Source organism: Neorhizobium galegae bv. orientalis str. HAMBI 540 (assembly GCF_000731315.1).
GTDB lineage: Bacteria > Pseudomonadota > Alphaproteobacteria > Rhizobiales > Rhizobiaceae > Neorhizobium > Neorhizobium galegae.
Map to the genome: position 1 here is coordinate 3,068,092 of NZ_HG938353.1, position 22,438 is coordinate 3,090,529.

At 62.2% G+C, this 22,438-nt stretch carries 19 protein-coding genes and 1 tRNA gene; 10 read left to right on the forward strand and 10 right to left on the reverse strand.

Features of this window, described 5'->3' with window-relative positions:
• Positions 1 to 188 precede the first annotated feature (188 nt).
• On the forward strand, positions 189 to 1,409 hold the full coding sequence (locus RG540_RS15210; protein WP_038589496.1) for a lytic murein transglycosylase: 1,221 nt from the start codon (positions 189 to 191) through the stop codon (positions 1,407 to 1,409).
• A gap of 66 nt (positions 1,410 to 1,475) precedes the next feature.
• Positions 1,476 to 2,756, forward strand: coding sequence for an SGNH/GDSL hydrolase family protein (locus tag RG540_RS15215; protein ID WP_080724953.1), 1,281 nt, complete (start codon positions 1,476 to 1,478; stop codon positions 2,754 to 2,756).
• Positions 2,757 to 2,874: 118 nt separating this feature from the next.
• Here the strand turns inward: RG540_RS15215 and RG540_RS15220 are convergent, their stop codons facing one another.
• Both RG540_RS15220 and gltB read right to left on the reverse strand, forming a co-directional pair.
• The gene (locus RG540_RS15220; protein WP_038589499.1) at positions 2,875 to 4,329 is read right to left on the reverse strand and encodes a glutamate synthase subunit beta; all 1,455 of its coding nucleotides are present in this window, start codon (positions 4,327 to 4,329) and stop codon (positions 2,875 to 2,877) included.
• 65 nt (positions 4,330 to 4,394) lie between these two features.
• A complete protein-coding gene (gene gltB / locus RG540_RS15225; RefSeq protein ID WP_155414797.1) occupies positions 4,395 to 9,116 on the reverse strand; it encodes a glutamate synthase large subunit in 4,722 nt (1,573 codons plus the stop codon).
• Between the two features lie 481 nt (positions 9,117 to 9,597).
• On the opposite strand from gltB, the gene RG540_RS15230 reads away from it, so the two are divergent.
• Positions 9,598 to 10,650: a threonine aldolase family protein gene (locus RG540_RS15230; RefSeq protein WP_038589505.1), complete on the forward strand. Its 1,053-nt coding sequence runs from the start codon at positions 9,598 to 9,600 to the stop codon at positions 10,648 to 10,650.
• Between the two features lie 283 nt (positions 10,651 to 10,933).
• Here RG540_RS15230 and RG540_RS15235 read toward each other — a convergent pair whose 3' ends face one another.
• Complete coding sequence (locus RG540_RS15235; RefSeq protein WP_038589508.1) at positions 10,934 to 11,791, reverse strand: LysR family transcriptional regulator; 858 nt, start codon at positions 11,789 to 11,791, stop codon at positions 10,934 to 10,936.
• Positions 11,792 to 11,880: 89 nt separating this feature from the next.
• Here RG540_RS15235 and RG540_RS15240 point away from each other — a divergent pair, with 89 nt between their 5' ends.
• The 3 genes from RG540_RS15240 (at position 11,881) to RG540_RS15250 (ending at position 13,611) form a co-directional block, all read left to right on the forward strand.
• Entirely contained in the window at positions 11,881 to 12,882 is a 1,002-nt protein-coding gene (locus tag RG540_RS15240; protein WP_051909445.1) for a bile acid:sodium symporter family protein, read from the forward strand.
• Positions 12,883 to 12,965: 83 nt separating this feature from the next.
• Positions 12,966 to 13,211, forward strand: a complete 246-nt coding sequence (locus RG540_RS31705; RefSeq protein WP_080724954.1) for a DUF4160 domain-containing protein — start codon at positions 12,966 to 12,968, stop codon at positions 13,209 to 13,211.
• Entirely contained in the window at positions 13,198 to 13,611 is a 414-nt protein-coding gene (locus tag RG540_RS15250; RefSeq protein WP_038589513.1) for a DUF2442 domain-containing protein, read from the forward strand. The genes RG540_RS31705 and RG540_RS15250 overlap by 14 nt, the downstream gene beginning before the upstream one ends.
• Before the next feature lie 90 nt (positions 13,612 to 13,701).
• Here the strand turns inward: RG540_RS15250 and RG540_RS15255 are convergent, their stop codons facing one another.
• Entirely contained in the window at positions 13,702 to 14,184 is a 483-nt protein-coding gene (locus tag RG540_RS15255; protein WP_038589515.1) for an Hsp20 family protein, read from the reverse strand.
• Positions 14,185 to 14,537: 353 nt separating this feature from the next.
• Complete coding sequence (locus RG540_RS15260; RefSeq protein WP_038589518.1) at positions 14,538 to 14,921, reverse strand: YciI family protein; 384 nt, start codon at positions 14,919 to 14,921, stop codon at positions 14,538 to 14,540.
• A gap of 249 nt (positions 14,922 to 15,170) precedes the next feature.
• Between RG540_RS15260 and RG540_RS15265 the strand changes: the two genes are divergently transcribed.
• On the forward strand, positions 15,171 to 16,139 hold the full coding sequence (locus RG540_RS15265) for an alpha/beta fold hydrolase (RefSeq protein ID WP_038593923.1): 969 nt from the start codon (positions 15,171 to 15,173) through the stop codon (positions 16,137 to 16,139).
• 21 nt (positions 16,140 to 16,160) lie between these two features.
• Here the strand turns inward: RG540_RS15265 and hisN are convergent, their stop codons facing one another.
• Positions 16,161 to 16,937: a histidinol-phosphatase gene (gene hisN / locus RG540_RS15270; RefSeq protein WP_038589520.1), complete on the reverse strand. Its 777-nt coding sequence runs from the start codon at positions 16,935 to 16,937 to the stop codon at positions 16,161 to 16,163.
• Positions 16,938 to 17,288: 351 nt separating this feature from the next.
• Positions 17,289 to 18,176 carry an N-formylglutamate amidohydrolase gene (locus tag RG540_RS15275; RefSeq protein ID WP_038589522.1) on the reverse strand — a complete coding sequence of 296 codons (888 nt, stop codon included), beginning with the start codon at positions 18,174 to 18,176 and terminating at the stop codon, positions 17,289 to 17,291.
• A 184-nt stretch (positions 18,177 to 18,360) separates the two neighbouring features.
• Here RG540_RS15275 and cpdR1 point away from each other — a divergent pair, with 184 nt between their 5' ends.
• The 3 genes from cpdR1 (at position 18,361) to RG540_RS15290 (ending at position 19,327) form a co-directional block, all read left to right on the forward strand.
• Positions 18,361 to 18,723 (forward strand): response regulator CpdR1, encoded by a 363-nt coding sequence (gene cpdR1, locus RG540_RS15280; RefSeq protein ID WP_037077221.1) that lies wholly within the window; start codon positions 18,361 to 18,363, stop codon positions 18,721 to 18,723.
• A gap of 117 nt (positions 18,724 to 18,840) precedes the next feature.
• Positions 18,841 to 18,915, forward strand: a tRNA-Val gene (locus RG540_RS15285).
• Between the two features lie 172 nt (positions 18,916 to 19,087).
• Positions 19,088 to 19,327, forward strand: coding sequence for a hypothetical protein (locus tag RG540_RS15290; RefSeq protein ID WP_038589525.1), 240 nt, complete (start codon positions 19,088 to 19,090; stop codon positions 19,325 to 19,327).
• 233 nt (positions 19,328 to 19,560) lie between these two features.
• On the opposite strand, the gene RG540_RS31415 is transcribed toward RG540_RS15290, so the two are convergent.
• The 3 genes from RG540_RS31415 to RG540_RS15305 are packed head-to-tail and all read right to left on the reverse strand — an operon-like array spanning position 19,561 to position 22,408.
• Entirely contained in the window at positions 19,561 to 19,734 is a 174-nt protein-coding gene (locus tag RG540_RS31415) for a DUF1328 domain-containing protein (RefSeq protein ID WP_038545141.1), read from the reverse strand.
• Positions 19,735 to 19,793: 59 nt separating this feature from the next.
• On the reverse strand, positions 19,794 to 20,843 hold the full coding sequence (locus RG540_RS15300; protein WP_038589527.1) for an ABC transporter ATP-binding protein: 1,050 nt from the start codon (positions 20,841 to 20,843) through the stop codon (positions 19,794 to 19,796).
• Entirely contained in the window at positions 20,840 to 22,408 is a 1,569-nt protein-coding gene (locus tag RG540_RS15305) for an ABC transporter permease (protein WP_038589529.1), read from the reverse strand. The genes RG540_RS15300 and RG540_RS15305 overlap by 4 nt, the downstream gene beginning before the upstream one ends.
• Between the last annotated feature and the right edge of the window lie 30 nt (positions 22,409 to 22,438).

Genomic DNA, 22,438 nt, shown 5'->3' on the forward strand with positions numbered 1-22,438 from the left:
AAGCACGTCATTGTGCGAATATTCAAATCTCGGCATCTAATGACGAATTGCTACCGTTTCGCAAAGACTGCCGTGGGTCCGGTTTCTATGGTAAAGAATTTGTTGACCCAATCCTGTTATTACATCGTTAAGCCGCATGCCACTCTTGCCGCAAGGCTTGGTAAAAAGAAGACTGGACCCGACTGCCGATGAAGACCCTTCGCACCAACCTCTTTCGAGGGTTTGCCTTCTCCCTGATCGCCGGGCTCGCCGCGGCGGCCATGCCGATAGATGCTCAGGCAGACGCCGGTTTCAAGACGTGGATCGCAAAATTCTACGACACTGCCGCCAAGAGCGGAATTACCCGTTCCACCTATGAGAGAGCGTTCGCCGGCGTCAGCGAACCCGATCAGGACGTGCTTGAGAAGGCGAACTATCAGCCCGAATTCACGTCCAGGATCTGGGATTACCTCGACAGCCGCGTGAACCCCTATACCGTCAAGATCGGCCGCGAGATGGCGGCCAAACATGGCTCGACGCTTGCCGCGCTGGAACGCCATTTCGGCGTCGACAAGAACATCCTGCTCGCCATCTGGTCGATGGAATCCAACTACGGCGCTGCGCTCGAAAAACCCGAGCGCCTGCACCACGTGCCGCAGGCGCTCGCCACACTTGCCTGGGGCGATCCCAAGCGTGCCAAGTTCGCCCGCACCCAGCTCATCGCAGCGCTCAAAATCCTGCAGTCTGGCGATATCACCCCGAAGCAGCTGACCGGCTCCTGGGCCGGCGCCATGGGCCATACCCAGTTCATCCCGACCAGTTACCTGCTCTACGCGATCGACGCGGACGGCAACGGCAAGCGCGACATCTGGCATTCGGTCCCGGATGCGCTCGCCACGTCCGCCAACCTGCTTGCCAAGAACGGCTGGCAGAGCGGCAAGACCTGGGGTTATGAAACCGTGCTTCCGGCCAATGGCACCCGCTACGAAGGCCAGACCAAGTCGCTCGGCGAATGGGCGAAGCTCGGTTTCGCCCGCCCGAACGGCAAAAGTTTCCCGCGCGGCGCCGACAGGGCGACGCTGAAGATGATGGCCGGCGAAAGCGGACCGGCCTTCCTGATGCTCGGTAATTTCTTCACCGTGAAGAAATACAACGCCGCCGACAGCTACGCGCTGGCCGTCGGCCTGCTCGCCGACGAGATCGCCGGCTTCGGCGGTGTCCAGCAGAGCTGGCCGCGTCCCGAAGGCACGCTCGACATCAAGCAGAAGTTCGAACTGCAGAACCGCATGAAGCAACTCGGTTATTACGAGGGAGAAGTCGACGGCAATTTCGGCTCCGGCTCGAAGGCTGCGATCTCGGCAATCCAGAAACGCCTCGGCATGCAGCAGAGCGGCGAACCGTCGAAGTCGCTTCTCGAAGCTTTGCGTTGACAAGAAGGTGCTTCGCGCCACATCGTTTACATGGAATCTCCCGCAAGCGTGCGGGACGGCGGAGACATGAAGGCTTTGCATAAATCCGGGCGAAAAGAGGCCGGCTGCAACGGGGCCGGGCTGAACAAGCCCTTGCGGAGCAGAGGATGGGCACGCTTGGCTCTCCTCCTCCTCGCGGTGCTGCTCGCCCTGCCGGTCGCGTCGCCGCCGGCTGCCGCCCAGGAGCCTCTCCCGCGACGCAACCTCTTCGATTACCTGTTCGGCGGCCCGCGTTACGAGCGCGACGACCGCTATGAGCAGCCTCCTCCTTATAGTCGCCGCCGTTACGACCGGGATGGCTCGATCATCGATATGAGGCCACGTCCGCGCCGCAGCACGGGACGAGCAGCCGCTCCTCGCCCGGTGCAGCCGATGGTGTCGGCGGCGCCGGAACCGGTTGCCAAAATCGACAATGCCAAACAGGTTCTGGTGGTCGGCGACTTCATGGCCGGCGGCATCGGCAGCGAGCTGGAAACGGCGTTTGCGACCGCTCCCGGCGTCGCGATCACCGAGCGCAGCGACGGCTCCTCCGGTCTCGTCCGCGAGGATCACTTCGATTGGCCGGGCGAACTCCCCGCCATGCTCGACGAGGTGAAGCCGGCCGTCGTCGTCGTCATGCTCGGCGCCAACGACCGCCAGCAGATGACGATCGGCAACACTAAGGAAAAGTTCCGCAGCGACGCCTGGTTCAAGGAATACGAGCGGCGGGTGACCCGGCTCGTTAGCATTGTCACTTCCCGCAAGCTGCCGCTTCTCTGGGTCGGCCTGCCCTCCTTCCAGTCGCCGACGGCAACCGCAGACGCGGTGACGCTCAACGCCATCTACCGCAATCAGGTTGAAAAGGCCGGCGGCGAATTCGTCGACATCTGGGAAGGTTTCGTCGACGAGGACGGCAAGTTCGTCATCACCGGCTCAGACGTCAACGGCCAGCAGGTGCGCCTGCGCGGTTCGGACGGCATCACCTTCACCAAGGCCGGCAAGCAGAAGCTCGCCTTCTACGTGGAAAAACTGGCCCGCCGGCATCTCGGCGAAATGGCAAGCCCCGATGTCGTCAAGCTCGACGGTTCCAACCTGCCGGCACTATCGTCCCTTCCCGCCTCGCCCGGCCAAGCGGTCCCGACCCATCCGATCAGCCTCTCCGACCCGGAACTCGACGGCGGCAAGGATCTTCTCGGCGCAGCTCCGCTCCCACCGGTCCTCGTCGAAACGCCGCGCGACAAACTGGTCAGGCGCGGCGAACTGGCCCCCGCGCCGGTCGGGCGGGTTGATGACTATAGGGTTCCAGCCGTGAGCGCGGCGACGCGTTAGCGATCGGGTGTGGCATTCTGCGGCATGATCTTCGACAGTGGAATTCGCGGTGCCCCCTCTGTCACCTGCGGTGACATCTCCCCCACAAGGGGGGAGATCGAAGGGAGCTTGTCGTCACTTACCGCGGCAGAACCGAGCTTCCCATCAGCGCCTCGTCGATCGCGCGCGCCGCCTGGCGGCCTTCGCGGATCGCCCAGACGACCAGCGACTGGCCGCGGCGCACGTCGCCGGCGGTCCAGAACTTGTCGACCGAAGTCTTGTAGTCCTTGTCGTTGGCGACGACATTGGTCGAACCGCGGCGGTCGACATTCAGCGTCAGCTTGTCTTCGAGCTCGTTCAGAACACCGTCCGTCAGAGGGCCGGAGAAACCGATGGCGATGAAGGCGAGATCCGCCTTGATGATGAAATCCGTGCCGGCGATCGGCTGGCGGCGCTCGTCGACTTCGCAGCAGCGCACGCCGATGAGCTGGCCGTCTTCGCCGACGAATTCGAGCGTCGCCACCTGGAATTCGCGCACCGCACCTTCGGCCTGCGAAGACGAGGTGCGCATCTTGGTTGCCCAGAACGGCCAGACGGCGAGCTTGTCTTCCTTTTCCGGCGGCTGCGGGCGGATGTCGAGCTGGGTCACCTTGACGGCGCCCTGGCGGAAGGCGGTGCCGACGCAGTCGGACGCCGTGTCACCGCCGCCAACGACGACGACATGCTTGGCACCGGCCAGGATCGGATCGGCCGCCCAGGCGACGCTTTCGATGTTTTCGCGGCCGAGGCGGCGGTTCTGCTGCACGAGATAAGGCATCGCGTCATAGACACCATGCAGCTCGACGCCGGGAATGCCGGCCGGGCGCGGGGTTTCCGAACCGCCGCAATAAAGCACGGCGTCATGCTCGGCGATCAGCTTCTCGACGGGAATGTCGACGCCGATATTGGCGCCGTAATGGAAGGTCACGCCTTCGCCGGTGATCTGCTCGACCCGACGGTCGATGAAGTTCTTCTCCATCTTGAAGTCCGGAATGCCGTAGCGCAGCAGGCCGCCGGCCTTGGACTCGCGCTCATAGACATGCACTTCATGGCCGGCGCGGCCGAGCTGCTGGGCAGCCGCCATGCCGGCGGGACCGGAACCGATGATCGCCACCTTCTTGCCGGTATGAACGGTTGCGGGCTGCGGCGCGATGAAGCCTAGCTCATAGGCCTTATCGGCGATAGCCTGCTCGACCGTCTTGATCGCAACCGGCGCATCCTCGAGGTTCAGCGTGCAGGCTTCCTCGCAAGGCGCGGGGCAGACACGACCGGTGAATTCCGGGAAGTTGTTTGTGGAATGGAGGTTGCGGATCGCCTCCTCCCACTTGTTGTTGTAGACGAGGTCGTTCCAGTCCGGGATCTGGTTGTGAACCGGACAGCCGGTCGGGCCGTGGCAATAGGGAATGCCACAGTCCATGCAGCGCGCCGCCTGCTTGGTGACTTCCGCATCCGACATCGGGATGGTGAATTCGCGGAAATGGCGGATGCGGTCGGAGGCCGGCTGATACTTGCCCACCTGCCGGTCGATCTCCAGGAAACCCGTTACCTTGCCCATGTTTAAACCCTCAATCCGTCCTGCCGCTACCGCAGCCGGTTAAAACCTAACAACCCGCGCGAAACTTATTCCGCAGCGACGCCCATCCGCATCCGTTCCATCTCGACCAGCGCACGGCGGTATTCGACCGGCATGACCTTGCGGAACTTCGGCCGGTATTCACTCCAGCGGTCGAGGATTTCCTTGGCGCGGTTGGAGCCCGTGTAGTGCAGATGGTTGGAGATCAGCTGGTAGAGGCGCTCCTCGTCGTGACGCGTCATGTCCTCGGACACGTCGACGCGTCCCTTGTGCATGAGGTCGCCGCCGTGATGGTGCAGCTTCTCCAGCATGTCGTCCTCTTCCGGAACCGGTTCGAGTTCGACCATCGCCATGTTGCAGCGCTTGGCAAAATCGCCGCTCTCGTCGAGCACATAGGCGACGCCGCCGGACATGCCGGCCGCGAAGTTGCGGCCCGTCTCACCGAGCACGACGACGATGCCGCCGGTCATGTATTCGCAGCCATGGTCACCCACGCCCTCGACGACGGCGATGGCACCGGAGTTGCGAACGGCAAAGCGCTCGCCGGCAACGCCGCGGAAATAGCACTCGCCGGTGATCGCACCGTAAAGCACGGTATTGCCAACGATGATCGAGTTCTCGGCAACGATCCTGGAGTTTTCCGGCGGACGGACGATGATCCGGCCGCCAGACAGGCCCTTGCCGACATAGTCGTTGCCGTCGCCGACCAGATCGAAGGTGATGCCATGCGCAAGGAACGCGCCGAACGACTGCCCGGCCGTGCCGCGCAGCGTCACATGGATCGTGTCGTCCTTGAGGCCCTTGTGGCGCCAGCGCTTGGCAAGCGCACCCGACAGCATCGCGCCGACGGAGCGGTCGACGTTCTTGATCGGCACTTCGAAGACCACCGGCTCCTTGTTCTCAAGAGCAGCCTGCGACTTCTCGATCAGCTTGCGGTCGAGAATGTCGTCGATCGGATGCTTCTGGCGCTGCGTCCAGTAGGTCGCCTCCTTCGGAGCCTCCACCTTGTGGAAGATCTTCGAGAAATCGAGCCCCTTGGACTTCCAGTGGGCGATCATCTCGTCCTTCTCCAGAAGCTCGACCATGCCGATGATCTCGTCGAAGCGGGTGAAACCGAGCGATGCCAGGATCTCGCGCACTTCTTCGGCGACGAAGAAGAAGTAGTTGATGACATGCTCGGGCGTACCCTTGAAGCGCTTACGCAGAACCGGATCCTGGGTGGCGACGCCGACCGGACAGGTGTTCAGGTGGCACTTGCGCATCATGATGCAGCCGGCAGCGATCACCGGAGCCGTCGCAAAGCCGAATTCATCGGCACCGAGCAGCGCGCCGATGATGACGTCGCGGCCGGTCTTCAGGCCACCATCCACCTGCAGCGCGATGCGCGAGCGAAGGCCGTTCAGCACCAGTGTCTGCTGGGTTTCGGCAAGGCCGATTTCCCAAGGCGAACCCGCATGCTTCAGCGAGGTCAGCGGCGATGCACCCGTGCCACCGTCGAAGCCGGCGACCGTGATATGGTCGGCGCGCGCCTTGGCCACACCTGCGGCAACCGTGCCGACACCCACTTCCGAGACGAGCTTGACGGAAATGTCGGCGGTCGAGTTGACGTTCTTCAAGTCGTAGATCAGCTGCGCCAGATCTTCGATCGAATAGATGTCGTGGTGCGGAGGCGGCGAGATCAGGCCGACGCCTGGCGTCGAATGCCGGGTCTTGGCAACCGTCGCATCGACCTTGTGGCCGGGCAGCTGGCCACCTTCGCCGGGCTTCGCGCCCTGCGCCACCTTGATCTGCAGCATGTCGGCATTGACCAGGTATTCGGTCGTGACGCCGAAGCGGCCGGACGCGACCTGCTTGATCGCCGAGCGTTCCGGATTCTGAGAACCGTCCGGCAGCGGCATGTAACGGTCGCTTTCCTCGCCGCCCTCGCCGGTGTTCGACTTGCCGCCGATCCGGTTCATGGCGATGGCCAGCGTCGTATGCGCCTCGCGGGAAATCGAGCCGAACGACATGGCGCCGGTCGAGAACCGCTTGACGATATCGACGGCCGGCTCCACCTCGTCGATCGAGACAGGCGTGCGGCCGATCTCACCGGCCTTTTTGATCTTGAAGAGGCCGCGAATGGTATTCATGCGAACTGCCGTCTCGTTCACCATCTCAGCGAATTCGCGGTAGCGCTCCTGGCTGTTGCCGCGCACCGCGTGCTGCAGCGTTGCGACCACATCCGGCGTCCAGGCGTGACTTTCTCCGCGCATGCGGTAGGCATATTCGCCACCGATATCGAGCGTCGAGGCGAGGACCGGGTCCTTGCCGAAGGCGGCATGGTGGCGGGAAACCGTTTCCTCAGCGATCTCTTCCAGACCGACGCCTTCGATGTTCGAAGCCGTGCCGAAGAAATACTTCTCGACCAGACCCGAAGACAGGCCGATGGCATCGAAGATCTGCGCACCGCAATAGGACTGGTAGGTCGAAATGCCCATCTTGGACATGACCTTGAGGATGCCCTTACCGACCGCCTTGATATAGCGATAGACGATTTCCGAGGAATCCACTTCCTTGGGGAACTCGCCGCGCATGTGCATGTCGGTCAGCGTGTCGAAGGCCAAATAGGGGTTGATGGCTTCTGCGCCATAACCGGCGAGACAGCAGAAGTGATGGATTTCGCGCGGCTCACCGGATTCAACCACGAGGCCAACCGAGGTGCGCAGACCCTTGCGGATCAGGTGATGGTGCACGGCAGCCGTCGCCAGCAGTGCCGGGATCGCGATGCGGTCCGGGCCGATCTGGCGGTCGGAGAGCACGATAATGTTGTAGCCGCCCTTGACCGCCGCTTCCGCGCGTTCGCAGAGACGGTCGAGCATTTCCGGCATGCCTTCGGCGCCGCGCTCGATATCATAGGTGAAATCGAGCGTCTTGGTGTCGAACCGGTCTTCGGTGTGGCCGATCGAGCGGATCTTCTCGAGGTCGCCGTTGGTCAGGATCGGCTGGCGCACTTCCAGGCGCTTGGCGTTCGCAGCCCCCTCGTGATCGAGAATGTTCGGACGCGGACCGATGAACGACACGAGGCTCATCACGAGCTCCTCGCGGATCGGGTCGATCGGCGGGTTGGTGACCTGCGCAAAGTTCTGCTTGAAATAGGTATAAAGCAGCTTCGACTTTTCCGACATGGCCGAAATCGGCGTGTCGGTGCCCATCGAGCCGATGGCTTCCTGGCCCGTCGTCGCCATCGGCGACATCAGGATCTTGGTGTCTTCCGAGGTGTAGCCAAAGGCCTGCTGACGGTCGAGCAGCGACACGTCGCGACGCAGCGCCCGCGGCTCCACCGGCTTCAGGTCTTCGAGGATGAGCTGGGTCTTGTCCAGCCACTTGCCGTAAGGATGCTTGGTCGCAAGTTCGGACTTCAGCTCCTCGTCGGAGATGATCTGGCCCTTTTCCATGTCGATCAGCAGCATCTTGCCGGGCTGCAGGCGCCACTTCTTGACGATGTTCTCTTCCGGCACCGGCAGAACCCCGGATTCCGACGCCATGATGATCCGGTCGTCGTCGGTCACCATGTAGCGGGCCGGACGCAGGCCGTTGCGATCGAGCGTCGCGCCGATTTGGCGACCGTCGGTGAAGGCAACGGCAGCAGGACCGTCCCACGGCTCCATCAGGGCGGCATGGTATTCGTAGAAGGCCTTGCGCTCCTTCGACATCGACTGGTTGCCGGCCCATGCTTCCGGGATCAGCATCATGACTGCATGGGCAAGCGAATACCCGCCGCGCACGAGGAACTCGAGCGCGTTGTCGAAACAGGCCGTGTCCGACTGGCCTTCGTAGGAAATCGGCCAGAGCTTGGAAATATCGTCGCCGAACAGTGGCGAAGAGACCGACGCCTGGCGGGCCGCCATCCAGTTGACGTTGCCGCGCAGCGTGTTGATTTCGCCGTTATGGGCGACCATGCGGTAGGGATGCGCGAGCTTCCAGGACGGGAAGGTGTTGGTCGAGAACCGCTGGTGCACCAGTGCCACCGCCGTCTCGAACCGCGGATCGGCGAGGTCCTTGTAATAGGCCCCGACCTGATAGGCGAGGAACATGCCCTTGTAGACGATCGTCGAGGACGACAGCGACACCGGATAGAAACCCATGTCGACGCCGCCGAACGCGTCATAGATGCGGTTGGAGATCACCTTGCGGATCAGGAACAGCTTGCGCTCGAAATCATGGTTCGTCGCGGCGTCCTTGCCGGCACCGATGAAGACCTGGACGTGATGCGGCTCGGTGGCGGCGATGTCAGGCGCCTTGGAGAGCGACGAGTTGTCGACCGGCACATCGCGGAAACCGAGGAACTGCTGCCCCTCCTCCGCGACGACGTCCTGGATTACCTTCTTATAGTGCTCGATTTCATCCGCCTTGCGCGGCATGAAGATATGGCCGACGGCATATTCGCCGGCCTTCGGCAGGGTGACGCCCTGCTTTGCCATCTCCTCGCGGAAAAAACGGTCGGGGATCTGCACCAGGATGCCGGCACCGTCGCCCATCAGCGGATCGGCGCCGACGGCGCCGCGATGCGTCAGGTTTTCGAGGATGAACAGGCCGTCCTTGACGATCTGGTGCGACTTCTTGCCCTTCATATGGGCAATGAAGCCGACGCCGCAGGCATCGTGCTCGTTGCGCGGGTGATAGAGGCCCTGAGCCATCGGCAAACCGCCGACGACAAATGGAACGCGAACTGTCGTCTCGGCCGACATCGGGGCTTCAGCGCCGGATATCTCGGAGATGGTCTTCGTCATCGTCATTCCTCCTGTTGGCCGCCTTCGGCAGCGGGCAAAGTGGCTCTCAATTGTCTCTTGGGGATGACAGGCATAAGCTCCATCCCGTGCTTCATGCGATGGCGCCGCTCCAGCGTCAGTTGCAGCTTTGCAGCGCAACATAACCCGGATCGGCGTGAGCGTCAGCGGAAAAAGACGCGCCAATTATCGCTTCATTTCCCGGAATTAGGACAGCACCTCTGTCCTAATTTTCAAAATTTATGCCACAGAAGTTAACCGGCGACAAGAGCGACTGCTAAAAATCTGCCGCTTTTGGCGACAGAAGATTACGCCAAATGCCGTAGATGTCGAAATTTAATTACGTTCGGGCGGGTTTTAAAGCGTGCTACTTGCTGACCTAACCGTTTTGGCCTTTCGGCCGACCTCGCCGATTGATTACCGGTTCAAAAAGATTAATCTCCGCACGCCTTCCAAGACAAAGCTTCCAGGGTGATTTTTCAAAATGTTCTTCGCTTCCGACAACTGGGCCGGCGCCCATCCGTCCATCAATGAACGCCTCTCCAAGGAGTCGACCCGTTTTGCCGCCGCCTATGGCAACAGCGACCTCGACAAGGCGGTCGAGGCCCGGTTCAACGAGATCTTCGAACGGAACGTCTCCGTCTATTTCGTTTCTACCGGCACGGCGGCCAATTCGCTGTCGCTTGCCAGCATCGCGCGGGTCGGCGGCGTCGCCTTCTCTCACACGGAAGCGCATGTGATCGAGGACGAATGCGGCGCGCCCGACTTCTTTTCCGGCATGCGCATGGTTCCGGTCGAAGGCGAAGACGGCAAGATGGATCCGGAGAAGCTCAGCGCCCGCATCGCCGGTTTTCCGCAGGATTCGCTGCATCACGGCCGCGCCGCCGCCGTCACCCTCACCCAGGCCACCGAGACCGGCACCATCTATACGCTGGACGAGATCGACGCGATTACCGCGATCGCCAAGGCGAACGGCCTGCCGGTGCATATGGACGGCGCCCGCTTCGCCAACGCACTGGTCTCGCTCGACGTCTCCCCCGCCGAAATGACCTGGAGGCGCGGCATCGACATCCTCTCCTTCGGCGGCACCAAGAACGGCTGCTGGTGTGCCGAAGCGATCGTGTTCTTCAATCCGGAACTCGCCAGGGACTTCGCCTTCATCCGCAAGCGCGCCGCCCAGCTCTTTTCCAAGACCCGCTTCATCTCGGCCCAGTTCGATGCTTACCTGCAGGATGGCCTCTGGCTCAACATGGCAAGCCACGCCAACAGCATGGCCGACCGCCTGCGCGCCGGCATCGGTTCGCTGAACAGCACGCGGCTTGCCTGGGACACGACCTCCAACGAGGTTTTCGCCGTCCTCAACAAGGCGTCGGCCGAGGCAGCCGAAGCCAGGGGCGCCAAATTCTACGGCTGGCCGGTGCCGACCAACATGCCGGAGCCGGTCAGGGACGACGAAACCCTGATCCGCCTCGTCACCTCGTTTGCCACCACCGAAGAGGATATCGACCAGTTCCTGTCGATCTGCTCGGCGAGCTGACGCCTATCCCGCAAGACGGCGCCGCGATTCGATCTCCCCCTTGTGGGGGAGATGCCCGGCAGGGCAGAGGGGGGTGCCGCGGCAGATTCTTCGGTCATTGTATTTGCCTCACCGGCGCTACCCCCCTCTGTCACTTCGTGACATCTCCCCCACAAGGAGGGAGATCAGAGGGAGTTTGCCGCGCCGCCTCGCATCTCCATATGCGCTTGCCCTGCCCTTACGGGCGTCCTATCCATATGCGCTTGCCCCCTGCCCAGCGAGCCAGGCACCTCTCTGGCGACCGTCACGCTTGATGTTGTGGCGCGATCTGCGCCATGATCAGGCCCGACAGCGCTTCCGTGAGCGCGGCATCGGCGCCCCGTCGTGGAACCAGCACGAATTCCACGTCTTCCAGCACCGGTAGCCGGTCCGCGGGGATTTCCTTGAGCCCCGCCGGCGCCATGCTGCGCGGCTGGACAAGCACGCCCATGCCGGCCCGCGCCGCAGCGGTGAGCCCACTCAAGCTGCCGCAGGTGCAGACGATCCGCCAGGCCATCTTCTCCCGGTCGAGCGCCTCCTGGGCGACACGCCTCGTAATGCTCGGCGGCGGAAACGCGATCAGCGGCAACGCATCGCCGCGCGACAGGACATGGTCCGGATCGCGCGCCAGCCAGACCAGCGGCTCGCGATAAAGCAGCCGGCCATGCGTCTCCCCGATATGCCGCTTTGCCAGAACCAGGTCGAGATCGCCAATGTCCTGCATCTGGTAGAGCACGGCCGAGAGCGCCACGGTCAGTTCCAGATCGACCAGTGGATAAAGCCGGATGAAATCCTCGAGGATCGAGGTCAGCCGGCTCGCCACCACGTCTTCCGAAACCCCGAGCCGCAGCCGTCCGCGCAACCGGCTTTCGCCGAACAGCGAGGCGACCTTGCCGTTCAGATCCAGCATGCCGCGCGCGTAGCCGACCAGTGCCTCGCCTTCCGCGGTCAGCTTCACCTGATGGGTATCGCGGAACACCAGCTGCCGGCCGAGCGATTTTTCCAGCCGCTGTATATGCTGGGTGACGGTCGACTGGCCGAGGCCCAGCCGGGCCGCGGCTTCGGTAAAACTGCCGGTCTGCTGCAGCATGACGAAACTGTTCAAATGATGAAGGTTCAGCATGGCTATCCGTTACCGTGATAACTGTTAGTGTTTGAATTTTGCTTCATGATAAGAGATGGGTAAATCCTCAAATCCGAGGAATCTTGCCTATGAGCCGTTTTCTGCCGGACCGCTTCACGGTCCTTCTCGTCTGCACCGTCATCCTCGCTTCGGTCTTGCCGATCCACGGCGTTTATGCCGACTGGTTCAACGTCGCGACCGACATCGCCATCGGCCTGCTGTTCTTCCTGCATGGCGCGCGCCTGTCGCGCGACGTGGTGGTGGCGGGCATCCTGCACTGGCGCCTGCACCTGACGATTCTGCTGACGACATTCGCGATCTTCCCGCTCCTCGGGCTGATGATTGGTTTCATTCCGGAAGATATCCTGGCGGCACCGCTTTATGCCGGCATCCTCTTCCTCTGCGTGCTCCCTTCGACCGTGCAGTCCTCGATCGCCTTCACATCGATCGCCGGCGGCAACGTGCCGGCGGCGATCTGCGCCGCTTCCGGCTCCAACATCTTCGGCATGTTCCTGACGCCGCTTCTCGCCGGCATCCTGCTGTCGACCACCGGGGACGCCGGCTTCTCCTGGGACGCGCTCGAAAGTATCCTGCTGCAGCTGCTCGCCCCGTTCATCGTCGGGCAGATCCTGCAGCCCTGGATCGGCAACTGGATCCGCTCGAAGAAGAAGATCCTCGCTCCCGTCGACCGCGGCTCTATCCTGATGGTCGTCTATCTCGCCTTCTCGGAAGCGGTCATGGAAGGCCTGTGGCACACCTTTTCGGCGCTTGATATCGGCGTCGTCATCCTGGTCGACATGGCGCTGCTGGCAGTCGTCATCTGCATCACCATGTTCGGCAGCCGGGCTCTCGGCTTCAACAAGGAAGACGAGATCACCATCACCTTCTGCGGATCGAAAAAGTCGCTGGCAAGCGGTGTGCCGATGGCCAACGCCATCTTCTCCGGCCAGTCCTCCTCGATCGGCGCCATCGTCCTGCCGCTGATGCTCTTCCACCAGCTCCAGCTGATGGCCTGCGCCGTCATCGCCCAGAAATATGCGAACCGCCTGAAGGCGAAGAAGGATGCGGTCGCGGCACCGGCTGCGGCTTGAGGTGCCGCGTCACTCACCTTTTACGACGAGAGATATTGAACCCAGGCGCTTTCCAAAGCGCTTGGGTTTTACTATATTGAGCCATGCCGACCGTTTTACGCTTTGCTGGCCTGCGCGTCGTGATCTATCCCAACGATCACCGTCCCGCGCATGTTCATGTAAAGGGCGCTGGAGAAGCGGTCTTCATCCTGAATTGTCCCGGCGGACCACTGGAGTTGCGGGAGAGCTACGGTTTTAAGCTCGCGGAACTCCGCCGCATCGAGGAAGCCCTCGCAGAAGAAATAGCCGCTCTTTGTGCGGCATGGAGTGCCCATCATGGCGATTTCTGAACAGGAACTGAGAGCAGCCGAAGAACGTATGCAGGCTCTGCGGGAGGCGGGTTATGCCGTGTCGGCCCGTTATGATCGACGCTCGTCCCGCGTCGTGATCGCTCTGAATACCGATGTCCAGGTGGCTATTCCAACCGGAAAGATCGAAGGCCTATCCGAAGCCTCCCCGGACGAACTCTCCGGGATTGAGATCAGCCCCACCGGCCTTGGCCTTCATTGGCCGAAACTTGACGTCGACGTCTATGTCCCCGGCCTCCTCCAAGGCATTTTTGGATCGAAACACTGGATGGCCGCTCAACTGGGTGCAGCCGGAGGTAAGGTCCGTTCAGCGGCAAAAGCGGCAACGGCCCGAGAAAATGGCCGTAAGGGCGGCCGCCCCCGAAAGACCGCCGCAAGTTAACTCCCCAAAAAGCGAAAAACGGCCCTTCCCCCAAGAGGAAGGGCCGCATTGGGCTTGCTCGACTATATCGGCCGGGTGCCCGGCAGCGGGTTAGTTGACCTGCTGCGGGGTGACCTGAGCCTCGATCGTCTTCGGAGCGACTGCGTCTGCGGCAATCGCGATGCGACGGGGCTTCATGGCTTCCGGAATGTTCCGGAGAAGGTCGATATGGAGCAGGCCGTTCTTCAGCGAAGCGGACTGCACTTCGACATGATCGGCGAGCTGGAAGCGGCGCTCGAAGGCGCGCTTGGCGATGCCGCGATAGAGGTATTCGCTCTGTTCGGCAGCGGTTTCGTCTTCGCTCTTTTCACCCTTCACGGTCAGCACGTTCGCATGGGCTTCGAGGCTCAGTTCCTTTTCATCGAAACCGGCAACGGCCATGGTGATGCGATAGGTGTTATCGCCGGTGCGCTCGATATTATAGGGCGGATAGCTGGGGGTCTGGTCTGCCGGCCCGCGATTGTCGAGCAGGTTGAAAAGACGGTCGAAACCGACGGTGGAGCGGTAAAGGGGGGTAAAATCGACGTGACGCATGGAGTCCTCCTTGGGAAGCGACGTTGCGGTTTTCATCTGGGTTTGCGCATCCCTTCATTGGCAATGCGGTCCCGTTCGGCGGACCCGTTTGGCGCCCGCAGAGTTCAGATGGGGATTGATTTCCGCGGCTTCAAGAGCCCGGTTCGCGGCGCAGTTTTGCGCGTGAACCTGACATGAACAGCCCGTTTCGAGCCGGTTCAGGATCGTTTTGATAGAAAAGACAGTGGAAGGCAGACTGTCTCTCTCGACCGAAGCTCCATTCGTCCCTTCGCTTCGGTCATCAATTGCCGGAATCGCTTAGGGTATCCCTAGACCCGCGATTCCGGCTTCTTTTTTCCTGCTGAAAAACTGCTTCAGTCCTCGGCCCGAGACTCCAGCGATGCGCCCGGCAGATAAAGCAGGATCGGCCTGATTTCGTAGACCGCCGTCGGATTGGCCCGGCGCAGATCCCGTGCAGCCGCAATAGCTCCCTCGATCGTCGGAAAGTCCACCACATAGAGGCCAAGCAATTGTTCCTTGGTCTCGGCAAACGGTCCGTCGATAACCATTCCCTCGCCCTGGCCGCGCAGCGTCACCGCGCCTTCGGTCGGCCCGAGCCGGGCGGCAGGTCCCAGGGATTTCTGCGCAACCAGGCGGTCATTGACCTCGAGCAACTCGGTCATCAGCGCCTGATCCTCCTCCTCGGTCCAGGATTGCACCACTCCCTCCTGGTGATAGGCAAGAATTGCGTAATACATGGCTTGTCTCCCTCTTATACGTCGACTGACGCCAACTACCTCCTCGCACACTCCCGTGCTCGGGCGGACCGACGGACATCCGGAAATCTGTAATTGCGGTTGAATACACATGTTTGGCCGGACGCGTGCAAGCCCTCCATTTCCTCGATTTCGCCGGGCGCGCCATCGGCTGTCGCCAGCCGCGCTTTTTCCTTGACGTCCCGCCGCCGCTGGCTGACGCTGGCCGGCATGAGCGAAGCGGCAGATTCCATCGACGACATTCTCCACCCGACCCCGGGCAACCCGGCGCCGGCCAATTATTCGGCCGGCTATTTCACCGGCCACCGCGGCACCCGGTTACGCTACGGTCTGTTTCGCTCCGAGATATCACCGGCGATCGGCACTATCGTGCTCGTGCAGGGCCGCAATGAGTCCATCGAAAAATACTTCGAAACGATCCGTGACCTCAACGCCATGGGCCTCTGGGTCGCGACCTTCGACCTGCGCGGCCAGGGCGGCTCGCAGCGGCTGACGAAGAATCCGAGCAAGGGCCATGTCCGCCGCTTTTCCGATTACGAGCGGGATCTTGAGATCTTCCTAGAACATATCGTGCTGCCGGATGCCCGCCTGCCCTTCTTCCTGATCGCACACTCGACCGGCGCCCTGATCGCGCTCTCGGCCGCCCCGCGGCTTTCGAACCGCATCAACCGGATGGCGGTTGCGGCCCCCTATATCGCGCTCTCGGGTCAGGGTGTCCCGGAAGGCTTCATCCGCACGCTCGCCGGGATTGCCAGCTGGACCGGTTTCGGCCGCGTCTCGATGGGTACCGATCGCAGCAACCGCGCCTTCGAAGGCAACCCGCTGACCTCCGACCGCAAACGTTTCGCCCGCAACATGGAGATCGGCGCCGCCCATCCGGAGCTGGCGATCGGTCCGCCGACGGCCCGCTGGCTGCACGAGACGTTCAAGGCCGCTCGCCGCGTATCTTCTCAATCGCATCTGACCAGGATCACCATTCCGACCCTGATCCTCGCTCCCGTTCTCGACGCCATCGTCCCCTATGCGGCGCAGGAGGAACTGTCGCGCAATTTCCGCGCCGGCCAGCTCATCACCATCAATGGCGCGCGCCACGAAGTCTTTCACGACAAGGATATTTATCGAGCCCAGGCGCTCGCGGCAATCGAGGCCTTCATGCCCGGCCAGGATGGCAGCTTCGGCCTTTCCGAAACCGCCGCGTGATCCCCGGGTCTGTCTGCCTGCCTATTTGCCGGAAAGCAGCTTCATCGCTTCCGCATGCACGGCCTTGCTGCCGGCCGCGAGGATATTGCCGCCGTTTTCCGGGCGCCCGCCGTCCCAGGTGGTGATGATGCCGCCGGCCTGCTCGATGATCGGGATCAGCGCACCGACGTCATAAGGCTTCAGGTTGTTCTCGACCACGATATCCACATGGCCGGAGGCGAGCAGCACATAGGCGTAGCAATCGCAGCCGTAACGGAACAGCTGCACCTTTTCCTCGACCGAACGGTATTTCGCCAGATCGTCGCCGGAAAAGATATGCGGCGAGGTGGTGAACAGGGTGGCATCGGCAAGGCTGCCGCAGTCGCGCACCGAAATCTGGCGCTCGCCATCCGGGCCTGAATACCAGGCGCGGGTGCCGTCGGCGAAATAACGCTCGCCGATAAAAGGCTGGTCCATCAGGCCCATGACGGCGCGGCCCTTCGACTGAAAGCCGATCAGTGTGCCCCAGACCGGCAAGCCGGAGATGAAGGCGCGCGTGCCGTCGATCGGGTCGATCACCCAGACATGTTCGCGGTCGAGGCCGACATTGCCATGCTCCTCACCGAGAATGCCGTGCTCGGGAAACTTCTCAGTGATCAGCGCCCGGATTGCCGTCTCGGCGGCGCGGTCGCCTTCGGTCACCGGGTCGAACCCGCCCAGCAATTTGTTGACCACCGAAAGGCCGGTGCGGAAGCGTGGCAGGGTCTCGGCCTTGGCGGCGGCAGCAAGCGCATCGAAGAAATCGCGACCAGGAAGCATGGGGAGATCCGCTGAGGAAGAGGTAACCTCTTCTAGGATACTCGCCTGAAACTGAAAACCGGATTCGCGTAATCCTGGGCAGAAAATCAAAAAACGATCGACCGGCGCCGAAAAACTCACCAAACCGCCCAAAAATGGCGCAAATTTAATCAGTCAAAAAAGTTGCTTGACATTTGTGCAGTGCATTCGTAGGTTCATTGCACAGTCTTTGACTGTAAATACCCTCCTTGGGTGTTTCCTCCCTAGACTTAGCCGCGCCCACAAGCGCGGTTTTTTTTGCCCGCAATCCAGCTGGCGAGCCAGTCACCCCGCCGGCGGTAGACCAAACCTGTGGAAAAACTTTGAGGGAAGCTATTCGGCTGCGAGCGCGCTGTCGCCGCCTGCGAAGTCGACGACGAAGTCCGCCATCTGCCGCATGAAGGTCGAAAGCGCGGCTGCGATCACTGGGAATTCCGGCCGCCTGGCAAGCGTCATCTCGTCCACGTAGAGCGCGCGGTTGATCTCGATCTGCAGCGCGTGCAGGCCGCGCACCGGCCGTCCGTAATGTTCGGTAATGAAGCCGCCGGCATAGGGCTTGTTGCGCACCGCCGAAAAACCCATACCGTCGAGGAATTGCATCGCCGCCCGAGAGAGCTCGGCCGAGGCGCTGGTGCCATAGCGGTCGCCGATAATGAAGTCGGGACGCACATCCGAACCGGAGAGCCGGATATTGCCCGGCATCGAATGGCAGTCGATCAGGATGGCAAGCCCGAAGCGGGCGTGGGTGCGGGCGATCAATTTGCGAAGGCAGGCGTGGTAAGGCTTGTAGATCGTTTCGATGCGGGACATCGCCTCGTCGACCGGCAGCCGGCGGCGGTAGATTTCCATGTTTTCGGCGACGATCCGCGGAATCGTGCCCAGCCCGCCTGCGACCCGCATCGAGCCGATATTGACGAAAGGCGGCAAAGGCCCGTCGAACATCCGCGGATCGAGCTCGTAGGGCTCCCGGTTGACGTCGAGATAGGCGCGCGGGAAATGGGCGAGAAGCAGCGGCGCACCGAGTTCCGGCGCGTCGGCGAAAAGCTCGTCGACATAATGGTCCGCGGAGCGGCGGATGGCGAGCGAATCGAGGCCGCTCTCGGCGAGAAATTCAGGCGGATAGAAGCTGCCGCTGTGAGGCGAATTGAAGACGAAGGGGACAGTCTGCGTGGCGGGCTCCCTCACTTCGAAATGTTCAAAATCACCTGCGTTGCAATCCATCCTGCCTTTACCATGTCACGAACTTGTTCAGGAACTCATGTTGCCAGTTGCCCGAGCCGAAGTCCATACTATCTATACCCTACCAAATCCTCTTACACCCTCATTAAACGGATGTTTACCGCGCGTAGGCAGTGTAAGAGATACCGACAACTCTAAAAATTTGCATTGGATAACGGTCCTGGAGATGATTCAGAAAATCCTTCTCGCCGAAGACGATAACGACATGCGTCGTTTCCTGGTGAAGGCGCTTGAAAAGGCGGGCTACAAGGTCGCGTCCTTCGACAACGGCGCGAGCGCTTACGATCGCCTGCGCGAAGAACCCTTCTCGCTGCTCCTGACCGACATCGTCATGCCGGAAATGGACGGGATCGAACTCGCCCGCCGGGCGACGGAACTCGATCCTGACCTGAAGGTGATGTTCATCACCGGTTTCGCGGCCGTCGCGCTGAACTCCGATTCCAAGGCCCCAAAGGATGCCAAGGTGCTGTCGAAGCCCTTCCACCTGCGCGATCTGGTGGACGAAGTGAACAAGCTTCTGGCGGCCTGAAACCGGAAATCCGGCCGCAAAAGCCCTGATCTGCAAGGCCTTCAAAAAACCTTCGCATTTCATGGCAAAAACCTGTTGACGGCCCGACCAGTCTATGGTCTATGCGCCGCCACGGATGGGCGTGTAGCTCAGCGGGAGAGCACTACGTTGACATCGTAGGGGTCACAGGTTCAATCCCTGTCACGCCCACCATCCAGTTCAAAACGTTGAGAAATCCGCTTCGGCGGATTTCTTCGTTTCTGACCCCTCTCTTAACGAATTCGTTCCGAAACGGCACATCTTCGCCCTAAACTCTTCACCAGCCTTGCTGGCGATTTGGTCACCTGCGCCTGTTATGGTGTTACGAGATCAAGGAGGGTGTAGCATGGCGCAGTTCAAGAATTTGGAGCATCTCGTCCAAGCCGGCGCACCGGCCTTCGACAAGGACTGGATGCCGGGACAGAAGGTGCCGAATGCCGGAATCTACCGGTGCCGGACCTGCGGCGACGAGATCGTCGTCCACAAGGCCGCCGCCATCCCGCAAATCCATCACGAGCATACCGTCCTTGGCCCGGTAGTCTGGAAGCTGCTCGTGTTCGCCCAGAAACATCCGTCGCGCCCCTGACCTTCGCATCTGCGCAGAGCAGTCCTCGCCGTATCGAGACCGGTCTCTTTTTTTCGCTCGAGCGTACCGAATCGGCCCCAACCCGCCTCGCAGCACGACATGGAATATGCCAAATGCGACCCACCGCGTCATTGATGCGGATTTTCCCCAATTTGCCCCGCCCGACCTTCGGCGGGGCTTTTTTGTTTCAACGGCACGGTTCCTCGCGCTTCACCCGCGGGACGTCAGGAGAATCAGAGAATCGCATTGCCGGCCGCAAAGGCGAGCACGACGAAAATCAGGAAAACGACAAGGAAGATGAAGAACAGGATTTTCGCGATCCCTGCCGTCGCGGCGGAAATACCGGAAAAGCCGAGGAAGCCGGAGATCAGCGAGATGACGAGGAAGATGAGAGCCCATTTCAGCATGGAATTGTTCCTTCACGTTGATGGTCCGATAACGCGAAGAAATGTTCCAGGGTTCCAAACTACCGGAAGAGGTGGGCGGCTCCCGCCACACCAATCGTCACCCGATCCCCGGCGGCAAGCGCCTCGCGGCTCGGAATGTCGAGCCGGAAGGAGAAGCCTTGCGGGTCGCTGCCAAGCCTGATTCGCACGTCCGAGGTCGGACCGCAGAAATTGATGTCGGTGATCGTCCCCGAGGCGCCCTTGCTGCTGTCCGAGCCATTATCCTGCATGACGGTAACCTGTTCGGGCCGCAGCATGATCTCACCCTTGCCGCGATAGGCGACGTCGTCGACCGGCAGCACGCCCAATGGGCTTTTTGCCTGTCCGTCGGCGATGTCGGCCGGCAGCACGATCGCCTCGCCGAGAAACGCCGCCGTCGCCGCGTCGACCGGCCGCGAATAAACCTCGCGAGGACTCCCCACCTGCGCGAACCGGCCGGCCCGCATCACCGCCACCTGGTCGGCGAAGGCGAGCGCCTCGCCCTGGTCGTGGGTCACCAGAAGCGTGGTGATGCCGGCCGCGGTCAGTACGTCGGTCACCGCCTTACGGGTCGCGGCCCTCAAACCCGTATCCAGGGCCGAGAAGGGCTCGTCGAGCAGCATCAGCCGCGGCTTGCGGGCCAAGGCCCTCGCAAGCGCTACGCGCTGCTGCTGGCCGCCTGAGAGCTGGTCCGGCTTGCGGGCAAGCATGGCCGGATCGAGCCCCACCATGTCCATCAGCTCCGCGATGCGGGCATTCTTGACCGAGGCCTCCGCCTCGAGCCCGAAACCTATATTCTGGCGGATCGTCAGATGCGGGAACAGGCAGCCGTCCTGGGCCACGATGCCGATGCCGCGCTTGTGCGCCGGCACCTGGGACGAGCTGTCGGCAAGCGTCCGGCCATCGAACACGATGCGGCCTCCGTCCGGCGCATCGAAACCGGCAACCAGGCGCAGAAGCGTGGTCTTGCCGCAGCCGGATGGCCCGACGATTGCCGTGCGGCTGCCGGCTGTCACCGAAAGATCGATGCCGTCTAGGGCTGCGACGGAACCATACTGTTTGCGCAGGGAGGTCAGGGTAAGCAGCGTCATCGCCCGGCGATCTTTTTCGATTGGTGATGGAGAAGAAAGGTGAGCGGCAGCGAGAAGGCGACCATCAGCACAGCATAGGGAGCCGCACCGGCATAGTCGATCTCGCCGGTCAGCGCCCAGAAGGCCATGGCGAGCGTGCGCGTGCCGTTCGGCGCCAGCATCTGGGTGGCGGTCAGTTCGTTCATGATGCCAAGCGAGGAGAGCGCGACGCCCGCCGCTGCCCCCGGTGCCGCAAGCCGGATCGTCGTCGCAAGCAGCGCGTTACCCGGAGAGCGCCCGAGGCTCGCCGCCGCCTGTTCGATCTCGACCGGCACCTGCGCAATGCTGGCGCGCAAGCTCACCAGCGCGCGCGGCAGAAACATCACCACATAGGCAAGCACGATGGTGGCAACGCTCTGGTAGAGCGGCAGCATGGTCCGCACGGTAATGGTGACGAGCGCCAGCGCCACGACGACGCCTGGCATCGAACTCGCGAGATAATAGCAGCCTTCGAGGAACCGGCTGGCACGGGTCGGCCGGCGCACGGAAAGCCAGGCGATCGGGACGGCGGCGGCGGTCGTGGCGATCCCGCCTATCATGCAGATGGCGAGCGTCTGCCACAGCGCCAGCCCAACCTCGTCGATCCGCCACACACCTGCACCGCCGGCGATCAGCCAGCGACCGAGCGTCAGCACCGGAATGCCGAGCGCAAACGCGGCGGTGACCGCAGGCACGAGCAAGGCAGCGTATTTCCACTTGCCGAGCCTTGCGACCTTCGGCCGCCGAGCGACGCCGGACCCGAGCCGCGCATACCGGCTGCGGCCGCGCAACGAGGCTTCGAGACCGAGCAGCACGAAACAGCAGAGCACCAGCACCAGCGCCAGCATGTAGGCTGCGACGCCGTTATAGGTTGACTGGAACTGGTCGATGATCGCCGTCGTGAACGTGTCGAATCGGATCATCGCAAACAGCCCGTATTCGGCCAGCAGATGCAGGCCGACCAGCAGCGCCCCGCCGCAAAGGGCAAGCCGCAGCTGCGGCAGCACAACACGCCGGAAAACGGCGAAAGGCGCCAGCCCGAGCGATGCCGCCTGGTCCTCAAGCGCCGGGTCGAGCAGCCGGAAGGCGGCAGAAAGCGGAAGGTAGAGAAACGGAAAATAGGCGACGACCGAAATCGCCACGCCGGCGGGAAGCCCGTTGAAACCGGGCCACAGCCCGATCCAGGCATAGGAATGCACGAAGGCGGGCACGGCAAGCGGCGTGACGCAGAGCCACGACCAGAAACGCGCGCCCGGCAGGTCGCTGCGTTCCGTCAGCCAGGCGAGCGAAACGCCGAGCACGGCGCAGATCGGAATGGTGAAGATGACGAGCAGGACGGTATTGGCCAGCAGCTCGCCGACCCGCGAGCGGAAGATCAGCTGCGAGGCCATCTCCCAGCCGGTCACCATCGCCGCCCACAACACGAAGCCGAGCGGCAGGAGCGCCAGCAAAGCCACCACGACCGCGATCGTCAATGTCCAGAACGATGCCGCCGGCAGGCGGTGTCGCGGCGCGATGGAGATCCGGGTATCTGTGGTGGAAGTCATTGACGGTCCGAAAATACGAGACATCGCAGG

Excerpts from the sequence above, each read along its gene's own strand:
- RG540_RS15290 (WP_038589525.1), top strand. The coding sequence starts at position 19,088 with ATGGCGCAGTTCAAGAATTTGGAGCATCTCGTCCAAGCCGGCGCACCG.
- RG540_RS15230 (WP_038589505.1), top strand. The coding sequence starts at position 9,598 with ATGTTCTTCGCTTCCGACAACTGGGCCGGCGCCCATCCGTCCATCAAT.
- RG540_RS31705 (WP_080724954.1), top strand. The coding sequence starts at position 12,966 with ATGCCGACCGTTTTACGCTTTGCTGGCCTGCGCGTCGTGATCTATCCC.
- RG540_RS15255 (WP_038589515.1), bottom strand. The coding sequence starts at position 14,184 with ATGCGTCACGTCGATTTTACCCCCCTTTACCGCTCCACCGTCGGTTTC.
- RG540_RS15305 (WP_038589529.1), bottom strand. The coding sequence starts at position 22,408 with ATGACTTCCACCACAGATACCCGGATCTCCATCGCGCCGCGACACCGC.
- RG540_RS15215 (WP_080724953.1), top strand. The coding sequence starts at position 1,476 with ATGAAGGCTTTGCATAAATCCGGGCGAAAAGAGGCCGGCTGCAACGGG.
- RG540_RS15300 (WP_038589527.1), bottom strand. The coding sequence starts at position 20,843 with ATGACGCTGCTTACCCTGACCTCCCTGCGCAAACAGTATGGTTCCGTC.
- RG540_RS15240 (WP_051909445.1), top strand. The coding sequence starts at position 11,881 with ATGAGCCGTTTTCTGCCGGACCGCTTCACGGTCCTTCTCGTCTGCACC.
- RG540_RS31415 (WP_038545141.1), bottom strand. The coding sequence starts at position 19,734 with ATGCTGAAATGGGCTCTCATCTTCCTCGTCATCTCGCTGATCTCCGGC.
- RG540_RS15275 (WP_038589522.1), bottom strand. The coding sequence starts at position 18,176 with ATGGATTGCAACGCAGGTGATTTTGAACATTTCGAAGTGAGGGAGCCC.
- hisN (WP_038589520.1), bottom strand. The coding sequence starts at position 16,937 with ATGCTTCCTGGTCGCGATTTCTTCGATGCGCTTGCTGCCGCCGCCAAG.
- RG540_RS15250 (WP_038589513.1), top strand. The coding sequence starts at position 13,198 with ATGGCGATTTCTGAACAGGAACTGAGAGCAGCCGAAGAACGTATGCAG.
- RG540_RS15235 (WP_038589508.1), bottom strand. The coding sequence starts at position 11,791 with ATGCTGAACCTTCATCATTTGAACAGTTTCGTCATGCTGCAGCAGACC.
- RG540_RS15260 (WP_038589518.1), bottom strand. The coding sequence starts at position 14,921 with ATGTATTACGCAATTCTTGCCTATCACCAGGAGGGAGTGGTGCAATCC.
- RG540_RS15220 (WP_038589499.1), bottom strand. The coding sequence starts at position 4,329 with ATGGGCAAGGTAACGGGTTTCCTGGAGATCGACCGGCAGGTGGGCAAG.
- RG540_RS15210 (WP_038589496.1), top strand. The coding sequence starts at position 189 with ATGAAGACCCTTCGCACCAACCTCTTTCGAGGGTTTGCCTTCTCCCTG.
- gltB (WP_155414797.1), bottom strand. The coding sequence starts at position 9,116 with ATGACGAAGACCATCTCCGAGATATCCGGCGCTGAAGCCCCGATGTCG.
- cpdR1 (WP_037077221.1), top strand. The coding sequence starts at position 18,361 with ATGATTCAGAAAATCCTTCTCGCCGAAGACGATAACGACATGCGTCGT.